Genomic DNA, 10161 nt, shown 5'->3' on the forward strand with positions numbered 1-10161 from the left:
GGGCTGGGTCGTACTTGTATGACGTCTCCAAGTTATCGAAGATCAACTTGATGGCTTGCAACGCCCATGGACGGGTGAATTCTGAAGCCATTACTGAAACGTATGACTCCAAAGCGTGTGACAAAGCATCCAAACCTGAGAAGGCAACTGTGCGCTTTGGCACCGTCATCACGAACTCTGGGTCCACGATAGCTACTTGTGGTGTCAACTCGTAGTCAGCCAGTGGGTACTTCACGTGCGTCTCATCATCTGTGATAACTGCGAATGGCGTTACTTCAGAACCAGTTCCTGACGTCGTTGGGATTGCAACCATTTGCGTCAAGTGTTGGTGATCAAACTTCACGATACGCTTGCGGATATCCATGAACTTTTGTGCCAACTCGCCGAACAATTCCTTCAAGGCAGCATCGTCGTTTAAGATACCTTCGTGACCCTCTTCGGCTGAGTACTCGTACAAGAAACGGGCAATCTTACCAGCGTCAAGCGCTGAACCACCACCAATCAAGACAACCGTGTCTGGTTGGAATTCGGCCATTTGACGGGCAATATCGATAGCTTGACCAATTGTTGGGTCTGGTTGAACAGAACCGTAGATTGAGGTCTTTACTTGGTCCGCACGGAGTGCGAATTGATCCAAAATCTTGTCGACGAAGCCGAACTTGACCATACCTGGGTCGGCCACGATAAAGGCGCGGTCGATGTTTGGCAATTCTTGTAGGTACGTAATAGCGTTTGACTCGTAGTAGATGTCCTTTGGCAAACGGACCCATTGTGGCCGGTTACGACGACGGGCAACCGTCTTGATGTTAAGCAAATCGTAAGTAGACAAATTGTGTGACAATGAATTCTTCCCCCATGATCCAGTTCCTAGCGTCAACGATGGGCGCAGTGCATCCGTGTAGATATCTCCCACACCACCGATTGAATCTGGTTGGTTAACCAAGATACGTGATGCTTCAATCTTGTCAGCGTATTCCTTAACGAATGGATCGTCTTGGGCACCAATTTGGATAGCAGCGTTGTGGCCAGCACCTTGGTAGTTCAACAAAGCGCGGACGATTTCAATGGCGTCTTCACGGTCAGCAGCCTTGTAGACTGACAACAAAGGACTCAACTTTTCTGATGACAAAGCTTCACCGATGTTCTTCTTGTCCAATTCGAACAACAAAACATCCTTATCTTCTGGCAACTTCAAACCTGATTGCTCGGCAATCCACTTACCTGACATACCAGCAACTGGTCCGTTAACCCCGTAACCTTCTGCGTTTGGCCTGAAGACAAAGTTAGCAACCTTCTCGTAGTCCTTCTTTGGCGTCAAGTAAGCACCTTGTTCTTGCAACTTGCGCATGACTTCGTCATAAACAGGGGCTTCGATAACCAATGAGTTTTCAGTGGCACAGATCATACCGTTGTCAAAACGCTTTGACAATAGCAAGTCTTCAACCGCACGGTCAACGTTAGCCGTTCCGTCCACGAACACAGCACCGTTACCAGCACCAACACCCATTGATGGGTTTCCTGACTTCAAAGCGGCGTTAACCATTGAAGGACCACCCGTTGCCAAGATTGAGGCAATCTTTGGGTTTTGAATCAACGTCGTTGTCCCATCTAGTGATGGCGTGTCGATCCATTGGATGAAGTTCTTAGGTGCCCCGGCAGCGACAGCTGCATCGTAAACGATCTTAGCAGCGTGCGCTGATGACTTTTGAGCTTGTGGGTGGAAGGCAAATACAATCGTGTTACGCGTCTTTGCGGCCAACATCGACTTGAAAATCGCCGTTGACGTGGGGTTCGTCGTTGGGACGATACCAGCCAAGATACCCAGTGGCGCTGCCAATTCAACCTTGCCAGTTACGCGGTCTTCTGAAATCACACCAACCGTCTTGTCGTTCTTGATGGCGTTGTAAACAGATTCTGAGGCGAAGCGGTTCTTCGTGTCCTTGTCTTCGACAACACCACGACCAGTTTCATTGTGCGCTTCGTGGGCCAACAACAATGAGTTTTCTGAACCAGCCAAAGCCATTGCAGCCACGATCTTATCAACCTGTGCTTGTGTGTACGTTGAGAATTCCTTCAAAGCGATTTCAGATTTGTCGACCAACTCTGACGTCATCTTCTTAGCAGCTTCGAAACGTGCTGCCTTTTCTTCTGCCGTTAAAACTTTCTTCTTAGGTGCATCAGCCATGATTTTTACCTCTAAATAATCTTTCAAATTTTTGTTTGCTCATTTGTTAACATAATTAGTATATCATTTCACAAATGGTTGTCAATACCATTTGCCAAAATTCATTATCCTTATCAAGCATGCTTTAATGCCAAGCTTTAGAACTGATTTTTTCTACACGTGAATAATATCACATGGCACAAATTAAGTGCAACCCTTTTATGTAAATTAGTGAAAAAATGTTCATTTAACCTTGTTTTTGAATGCGTTTTCATGTTTTTAAGTAAGGGAAATCCGGTTATGTGAATTGTTTAACTAACTACTTTCTAAGAAACTACACTGTAATGTGTAAAGAAAAACCGAATACGGTCTGCCTGGCGGCAAACACATTCGGTCTGTTATATACTAAATTTGTGGCGGAATACCGAGAAGTCGCACTTTAATTAGCTATTAAAGTTTGACCACGATTACTTTGGAGAGTGTACGTGGTTTTTCTTTTGGCCTTTTTTCATTGGTCGGCGCCTACATCGCCGTCGTCTCCCATCGACCGCTTCGAAAAAAGAAAAATTTATAAAAAATAAGGTCTGCGTCGGAAAATTCCAATACAGATCTTATTTTATTAGCCATTGATTACCAAATCATCACGCGATCTTCAGGTGCGCGGTACATCTTATCAGATGGTTGCACATCGAACGTCGTGTAAAAATCATCAAAATTCGATACCGTCACATTCACACGGAACTTTGCTGGTCCGTGTACATCTGAAGCGGCCAACAATTGCATAATCTCAGGGCGTGCCTTTTGACGCCAGATGGTTGCCCAGCTCTTAAAGAAGTCCGTTGCTGAGAAATCAGCATCGCGCTTCGCTGCTGCCAAAGCCGCAGCAACACCACCAAGATCAGCAACGTTTTCCGATACCGTCAATTTACCATTCACCTTAGCCCCGTATGAATCCAAACCATCGAACTCATCAATCACCTTTTGGGTACGTGACTTAAAAGCGGCGTAGTCCTCTTCTGTCCACCAATCGTTCAAACTACCATTTTCATCAAAAGATGCTCCATTCGTATCAAAGGCGTGTGAAATCTCGTGAGCAATAACTGCCCCAATACCACCGTAATTCGCAGATGATGATTGATCCAAGCTATAGAATGGTGCTTGCAAAATTGCCGCTGGGAACACAATTTGGTTTTGTTGTGGATCGTAGTAAGCATTCACCATGTGTGCTGGCATGTGCCACTCGTCACGGTCAACCGGTTGATTCCACTTTGACCATTGGTAAGCCACGCCTTGCGCACGGAACTTTTCCGCCGTCTCAAACAACGTCGCCCCATCATCAACAATCTTGTCCTTATAGCGATCAGGCAACTTTTCTGGGTAGCCGATGTGTGGCACAATGGCATCCAACTTAACAATCGCCTTTTCACGCGTAGCTGGTTGCAACCAATCAGCGGTTTGCAAGCGCTCCTTGTACACATCAATCATCGTGGCAACCTTTTGTTCCACGTCAGTCTTGGCGACTTCAGGGAACTTTTCACCTGCATACCACAAACCAAGCGCTTGTGAGTATGGACCAGCTGCCAAGTAATAAGCGGCCTTACGTTGGTTCATCGCTTCCGGCGTTCCTGACAAGGCCCGGCCATAAGCCCCACCTAGCACTCGGACCTCATCTGACAAGTAATCCGTAAAGGCGTTTGCAATGCCCACAATCAACGTTGCTTGCAACAAAGGCCAGGCTTCTTCAGAGAAGAATTGATCAGATGCTGCCCAGAAACGTTCTTCCGGTACAACAACCATCTCTGGCGTCGTGCCCGTCATGGCTGTCAAAATCTCATCCAATGGCAAGGCTGGTGTCAAAGCTGTGAAGTCATCCCACTTGTAGGGGTGGTACAACTTGGCGTATTCAGCTGATTCTTCTTGACTCAACACAACCTTAGCTATGCGGGCATCGAAAGCCAAGTACTTATCCAACAAGTCCTTGATTTCATCAGCGCTGAAGCCAAACTTAGGCAACAAATCTTCTTGCGCTGCCCGCCACTTCGCCAACAACTCCTTACCTTGTTCATGATCAGGTGCATAGTAGGTTCTATCTGGCAAAATAATACCTAGTGCATCTGCCCACAACACATTCGTGCGTGCATCCTTGAAGTCTGGCGCTACCCCAATTGGCAAAGCATTTGGTAAGCCAGCCTTTTCCAATTCAATGATGTGTGTCGCATAGTCAGCAAATGACTTAAACGCTTGGTAGCGCGCAATCAATGGCTTCACTGGGTCAGTACCCAATACATCACGGGCCGCAAAATCGGCTGCCAACTTGTGGTACTTCACAAAATTAGCCAAAATATCATCAATTGGTACGTTTTGGCCTGCTTGCCAGGCATCCGTCGTGTCCAACATCAATTCTTCGATATCATCCGCCAAGTCGCTGAAACCACCAGTTCGTGATTTATCAGCTGGAATGACCGCATCTGCTTCCCACGCTTCATTAAGCGCATCATAAAAATCATCTTGCATTCGTGTTGCCATGCGTTGTACCTCGTTCTATTTATTTCTCATTATTTTATCACTTTTGTTCGAAATAAGCCCGAACATGGTGAGTTTTAATGGCCAACGTAAACCGAAAATACAAACGATAGGATAGCAATAATCGTCCCCGTGATGACCGCAATCATCACCCCGAGACTAATAGCGATCCCCCGGGCTTCTTTGAACGCTTCATGAATCAGCACCTTCACGTCACTAGTCATTGGTAAAACCGCCACTTCTTCTGACAACGTATTCAACTTATCATCTAAGTGATCAACTTTTACTGTCAGAACGGCTAAGTCCTGCCGTACTTGCGCAAAATCCTCTGCCTTGAACTTTTCAAACGCTTCCTTCGTGACATATTCCGTCATCCCCGTAACCCCTTCTTCGCTAACCCTGTTAATCATCCCTTATAAACCACAAAAGGAGCGCCTTCTTCAGTTGTGCTTCATTGCTGTTATCCGTTACCAAAACTTGGGCCCAAGTCAAGGCCTTGCGCGTCAGTATTCTTAAAACCTTTCGGATGTAGCGTACGTGGATCCAAATCCGTTAGGTTGTAGACGACCTTACGCACGTCCATGCCACCCGCAATTTCGATAGTCCAAGATGAAATATTACCGTCCTCTTTAATCAGGTTCGTCGTAACAGGTCCCAGCGTATCAGCCCGGACCGGCTTCAGAATATCCGTCCAGCGCCACACCTTGCCATCCACTGTCAAATGGAACGTATCGTTGATGACCAGCTTCATATCTTCGCCTTCATACGTCACCGTTCCAGTCGGTAAGGCAAAGGCTTCATACATCGCCCCAACCGTTGGCTCCCATCTTGAGTTGTCTTCAACAATCTTATTCAAGTCCTGAATGCCACCATTACCCGAGTAATCGTGTTGATTACGACAGTCAACCGGCCTAGCGTTCATGTCCGTCACCGCATGGATGCGAACCAGCGTCTCCTTGGGTGGATTTGCTTCTGCTGACTTGGCAGCCACACCTGACGTGCCGAGTATCATCGGTGCAACTAAGGTACTAATCAAAAGCAATGATTGTGTGTTTTTCATTTTGTTTGGTCCTTATTTATTTCCCCGACCACAACTCCCCACGTGGTCCTCACCCTGAAATTTTCGTAAAAAAAAACGGCGTTTCCGCCGTCATTTTTGGTCTATTCTATTAACGCTTTTTTACCGCATTCATAATGATGCCGAAAATATCACCCGGTTGGACTTTGTTACCTGTCTCTAGTTCATCCATAATTGCCCAGCCGATTACTTCGGTTAAGCCAACCGCCGTGGTGGCCGAAATTGTTGCCCCAGCTACCGTCCCTAAACCAGGGACGAACTTAAAGGCATTTCCGACAACGCCACGACCAAACGAGGTTGCGGCGACTGCCCACACGGCACCACGAATGGCCCCCTGCATCACTTTTTGATCATACGCCTTAAATAACGACGTAATCATCCCCACCTGAATCGGTACTAACAAGGCCGCATCCGTAAAGGGAATTGGTGATAATGCCACACTACCCGCAGCGGCTGAAGCGCTGTGAATGATGCTCTTCGCTTTATCCTTTTGTGTCATACACGTCACCTCCTTGTCCCTATTATACAAGAAAATCACCGTGCCATTTGGCTAATCGTTTCGTCGGTCAAAACGACGCTTGGGGTAAGCACTGGTCATCAACACTCCACCGAGAGCAAAGGCAACCACTGCCCCGATGCCACCACTAACTGGCCACATACCCTTGGCGTAGCTCTTAATGTGCACATAGTACCCATCTAAGTTCTCCACCAAACCGGTAATCTGTGTGTCCGTACCCAATATCACACCCTTGGCATCCTTCAAATCCTGGAATTCAGCCGTTGGTTGCGACAAACCGTCACTTGAACTCTTGCTGTCGTTTCCATTAGGGTCAACGGCCTGTAGCAATGCCGTCAATTGTCCATCAATTTGGGCATACATGGTCCATGAGTTAACCGTTACTTCATATGGAATCGTGTCGACAAACCCATATGATGAAAACTGTCGATCGATTTCGGCAGTTGCATATCCAAGGTGTAGTTGTATGACTTACCACGCGGCACCCCATATATGTTGTCATTTTCTAGGAACGTCACCGCGCTCTTCACCGCTGCGCCGTCATCAGACACCACATTACTGCCATAAACTGGGTGGCCCTTGGGGTCATCCCACTTGGCCGTCAACTCATCCACACCAACATTTTGCATCGTGTTAATCATCTTATTAATGGTTGGCTCTTCCGTACTTAGCATGAAATCCTTAGGATACAAGTTAACAATTGTAATCGCCACTGCCATCGAGCCACGTGCCTTGCGCCGTATCGGCACGCATTCTTCATTGTTAAGTTCAAAATCATGGGTTGCGCTAACGTTGAGGCCGCATCTGGTGCATCTGTTTCAAACACAATCCACTGACCATTGTCTAAGTCATCAAACGTGGCGTCACCATCGTTATTCGTCGCGTCCGTTTGGCGATCACTTGACGTCTTAGCCAAGTATTGTTGCAAGTCGGCCACTTGTTGCTCCGTGACCCCACTCTTCAATTTAACAATATTGTCACTCACATCATTCGATGGATTCGTCGCTTCCTTATAAGCGGCTGTTTCACAAGAGCGCACCGTCAGTAAGTCTGACTATGCCAAGTCCAATTCAGGTACCCGCTCAATTGAAATCGTCATGGTCCCATTGGTTGCCAATTTGATTACGCCATTCGCTAACTTGTAGGCGGTAAATTCATACCCCTTACCAGCATTTGACCACTCTGAATTTTCAGCTGTAAACGGGTTATTCAACCCAATCGTTCCGTTGCCCCGATAAAACTGTGTTTGTTGTGATGTATTTATGCAACGTGACATCCGTTTCAGCCACATCACTATTATGCTCAGCCGCGTGTGCTGTGCCACTCCCCATTACCAATGGCATTGCGATTGTACAAATCAACACCATATTGCGCCATTTCGCCATAGTTTGCGTCCCCCCTATGGCTCTATTCACTATAAAGTGTCGCAAAAAAGTTCCCAAACTGTCGCGGGACATTTAGGAACTTCTAGTATTTTATGTCTTAATTGTGCCAGCTTTGAATTTTCTCTAACATGGCTTGATCAAGGGTTTGCTTCGCTTTGTTCGTCACATCCGTTACAATTTGAGCTTGCAACTTGGCTTGGGCATCCTTGTTCTTAACAAAGTTTTTGTCAGCCTTGGCCTTATCCGCAAATTGTTGCTTGACTTCAGCTGCCACTTCCTTAGCAATGCCCGCCTTTGAATCCTTGACCATGTTTTGCAAAGTCTTGGCTTGGCTCGTCGTCACAAAGTACCAATCCTTTGGTACTGACAACGTATACGTTGCAGCACCCTTTTCAAAGGTTTCTTGACCTAGCAACATGAAGCGACGCCAACCAGATGTCGCTTGGTACGTCATCACTTCCGTCTTCAACGTCGCTTTCTTGTCCGCCGTCTTAACGATTGTCTTCGCGTTTTGAGTGACCGTTTGGTAGCTCTTCTTACCCAACGTGTAGGTATAACGAATCTCACCATCACTCGCCTTTTGCGTTGTAATCAACTTAATGCCGTTAATTGTCAACGCTGGGGCAATCTTTTGTGTCTTTTCAACCGGCACCTTGGCCATTAAAAAGTGTCGTTCTTGGGCGCGTTGTAAACCAAGCCCCATCAAAACAGTCAAAATTAACCCCACTACCAAAGCTGGCCAACGCACTTCATGGCGCGTGATCCCTTTAATGGCAGCGTAAGCTAATAACACAATTCCCAAAACAAATAAGACAATCATACTGCTTCTCCTTCAAATTAACGCGTTAACTCAAGTATAACAAACCACCCCTATCTTTTGTTAGTTAGGGTGCCGAATATGCGTTGATAATATACAGCTAATCGGACCAAATTAAGCCCACCATCGGTAAACTTAATCAGGCGCCCTGCAACCAGCCAACTGGTAGCAGACACATTAGTCCAATTTGTAGATCGATTACCAGGCAACATTTCAACATCACCGACCAAGTCACGCGAATGCCGACGAAGCGCCGGTTTTCATATAAGCGAATCCCTAGCACCGCTGCAAAGTCAACACAACTAGCCAAACTTGCGCCGATAATCCCCAAGAACGGCACGGTGACCACGCTCAAGCCAATACTGATTATGGCACCATCAACAAACTCAGGAGTTTTGTCGATAATGACCCGGTTGCAAAAAGCCCTGTGTTACGTATTAACTCGCGCGCACGTTCAGCTATTGCTACTCTCCCTTGCGAAAGTTTGCCAAGTAGAAATTAAGTGACCGGAACTGGCGTGAAAAATCATGCCGTACAAGCGGCCCGTCACGACCAATTCGTGCTTCGCCATCTGACGCCAGAAGCGAATCAAGACGTCATCGCGTTGATCCAATGGCACGCCGGTTGGCAACACGGTGTCCGTCACCGTCACCCGGTCAAACAAATCACCGAGTTGCTCAATCACGCCATCGCGGATATTGCCGTTATACAGCTTTTCCACATCGTGACAGAATAGAAATATCACCCCTTCACGTTGAATCGGCAACTCTTTTAACCGGCCTTTCAACGCAAACACCATGTCTGGTACAAGCATCGACAGGCGCGTGAAGGCTTGTTGCATCGCGCTGTAGGCTTGTTCCTCACGAGCGACTAGTACCAAGCGGTCTGCGTCATCATAGTACTTCTTTAATAACGTATGTTCTTGCTTATCAATAAAGAATACCGATTGTGGCAGCTAAATAATCGGCCATTTTTTTAAACGCTTCACTACCACACGACTTGATGTTGTGGTAATTGTTCTTGTAGATAAAATTCAGTAGCTTTAGCAATCGCCTGTTCCCCTAAGTTAACGTGTTCCGGTAACCCGAGATAAAACACCGTTGGCTTAGCTGTATTTAATTGTTTCAGTTGCACGCGCAATGGTGGGCGAATCGCCCAGCGCCATAACGTGTGACTTTTTAACCAGTCTTTTAGTTTTTCGATCATCAGTCTCTCCCTACCTAAAATGCACTTACTTTAGTGTGCCAAGTAAGCGCACTTAAACTGTGGACGAATTATGAACAAAAAGCGAGCAGTCCTGTTTTCAGAACTACTCGCTAAGCATAAGATTATCAAATTTTAGAGGCTCTATACTTTCTGGTGTTGGTGCTTAATTCTTAATTACAAAAAGAAAAACACCAGTTACCTGATGTAGATTAAAGTCGTCAAACCAAATCTAAAGGAACTGATGCATATGAACAATACTATCTTACGTTACGTCGGATTAACAGACCCAAATTTTAAATTTATCGTGAACTCTGTCAACGAATATAACCGTTATGAGTATCGTGGTAAAGATAACCAAAAAGCATTGATTACACATGCCACTCTTGAGAGTGACATTATGCGTTGCCCTGACTGCGGTTTCTTAGAGCATGTCACTAAGTATGGATATACAGATGACATCGAGATTTATCT

The 10161-nt window shown here is 46.3% G+C and carries 13 protein-coding genes and 1 pseudogene; 1 reads left to right on the forward strand and 13 read right to left on the reverse strand.

The annotated features are described in order from the left end of the window. The 13 genes from adhE to EST42_RS08760 all read right to left on the reverse strand — a co-directional run. Window positions 1-2185, reverse strand: a 2185-nt coding sequence (gene adhE, locus EST42_RS08700; protein ID WP_134645065.1) for a bifunctional acetaldehyde-CoA/alcohol dehydrogenase, incomplete at its 3' end; no start/stop codon positions are given. A gap of 609 nt (window positions 2186-2794) precedes the next feature. Beyond that, window positions 2795-4690, reverse strand: coding sequence for a M13 family metallopeptidase (locus EST42_RS08705; protein ID WP_134645066.1), 1896 nt, complete (start codon window positions 4688-4690; stop codon window positions 2795-2797). Window positions 4691-4764: 74 nt separating this feature from the next. After that, window positions 4765-5097 (reverse strand): hypothetical protein, encoded by a 333-nt coding sequence (locus EST42_RS08710; RefSeq protein WP_134645067.1) that lies wholly within the window; start codon window positions 5095-5097, stop codon window positions 4765-4767. Between the two features lie 50 nt (window positions 5098-5147). Further along, complete coding sequence (locus EST42_RS08715) at window positions 5148-5747, reverse strand: hypothetical protein (protein WP_134645068.1); 600 nt, start codon at window positions 5745-5747, stop codon at window positions 5148-5150. A gap of 109 nt (window positions 5748-5856) precedes the next feature. Next, window positions 5857-6264 (reverse strand): DUF697 domain-containing protein, encoded by a 408-nt coding sequence (locus tag EST42_RS08720; RefSeq protein WP_134645069.1) that lies wholly within the window; start codon window positions 6262-6264, stop codon window positions 5857-5859. Between the two features lie 51 nt (window positions 6265-6315). Next, window positions 6316-6645 (reverse strand): hypothetical protein, encoded by a 330-nt coding sequence (locus EST42_RS08725; RefSeq protein WP_134645070.1) that lies wholly within the window; start codon window positions 6643-6645, stop codon window positions 6316-6318. A 17-nt stretch (window positions 6646-6662) separates the two neighbouring features. After that, entirely contained in the window at window positions 6663-6995 is a 333-nt protein-coding gene (locus tag EST42_RS08730) for a hypothetical protein (protein WP_134645071.1), read from the reverse strand. Next, window positions 6950-7267 carry a pilin N-terminal domain-containing protein gene (locus tag EST42_RS08735; protein WP_167711206.1) on the reverse strand — a complete coding sequence of 106 codons (318 nt, stop codon included), beginning with the start codon at window positions 7265-7267 and terminating at the stop codon, window positions 6950-6952. Before EST42_RS08735 ends, EST42_RS08730 begins: the two co-directional genes overlap by 46 nt. 69 nt (window positions 7268-7336) lie before the next feature. Beyond that, window positions 7337-7495, reverse strand: coding sequence for a hypothetical protein (locus EST42_RS10625; protein WP_167711208.1), 159 nt, complete (start codon window positions 7493-7495; stop codon window positions 7337-7339). Beyond that, window positions 7488-7667, reverse strand: coding sequence for a hypothetical protein (locus EST42_RS08740; protein ID WP_134645073.1), 180 nt, complete (start codon window positions 7665-7667; stop codon window positions 7488-7490). Before EST42_RS08740 ends, EST42_RS10625 begins: the two co-directional genes overlap by 8 nt. 97 nt (window positions 7668-7764) lie before the next feature. Next, window positions 7765-8487, reverse strand: a complete 723-nt coding sequence (locus EST42_RS08745; protein ID WP_134645074.1) for a DUF4811 domain-containing protein — start codon at window positions 8485-8487, stop codon at window positions 7765-7767. Window positions 8488-8938: 451 nt separating this feature from the next. Continuing rightward, the gene (locus EST42_RS08755; RefSeq protein ID WP_134645076.1) at window positions 8939-9364 is read right to left on the reverse strand and encodes a hypothetical protein; all 426 of its coding nucleotides are present in this window, start codon (window positions 9362-9364) and stop codon (window positions 8939-8941) included. Between the two features lie 107 nt (window positions 9365-9471). Continuing rightward, complete coding sequence (locus tag EST42_RS08760; RefSeq protein ID WP_134645077.1) at window positions 9472-9690, reverse strand: hypothetical protein; 219 nt, start codon at window positions 9688-9690, stop codon at window positions 9472-9474. Window positions 9691-9937: 247 nt separating this feature from the next. Between EST42_RS08760 and EST42_RS10740 the strand changes: the two are divergent. Further along, window positions 9938-10161 (forward strand): annotated as a pseudogene (locus EST42_RS10740) (hypothetical protein); the annotation flags it as partial.

This window comes from Weissella cibaria, from assembly GCF_004521965.1.
GTDB lineage: Bacteria > Bacillota > Bacilli > Lactobacillales > Lactobacillaceae > Weissella > Weissella cibaria_A.

Coding starts and splice junctions, on each gene's coding strand:
- EST42_RS08705 (WP_134645066.1), bottom strand. CDS start 4,690: ATGGCAACACGAATGCAAGATGATTTTTATGATGCGCTTAATGAAGCG.
- EST42_RS08710 (WP_134645067.1), bottom strand. CDS start 5,097: ATGATTAACAGGGTTAGCGAAGAAGGGGTTACGGGGATGACGGAATAT.
- EST42_RS08715 (WP_134645068.1), bottom strand. CDS start 5,747: ATGAAAAACACACAATCATTGCTTTTGATTAGTACCTTAGTTGCACCG.
- EST42_RS08720 (WP_134645069.1), bottom strand. CDS start 6,264: ATGACACAAAAGGATAAAGCGAAGAGCATCATTCACAGCGCTTCAGCC.
- EST42_RS08725 (WP_134645070.1), bottom strand. CDS start 6,645: ATGTATGCCCAAATTGATGGACAATTGACGGCATTGCTACAGGCCGTT.
- EST42_RS08740 (WP_134645073.1), bottom strand. CDS start 7,667: ATGGCGAAATGGCGCAATATGGTGTTGATTTGTACAATCGCAATGCCA.
- EST42_RS08745 (WP_134645074.1), bottom strand. CDS start 8,487: ATGATTGTCTTATTTGTTTTGGGAATTGTGTTATTAGCTTACGCTGCC.
- EST42_RS08760 (WP_134645077.1), bottom strand. CDS start 9,690: ATGATCGAAAAACTAAAAGACTGGTTAAAAAGTCACACGTTATGGCGC.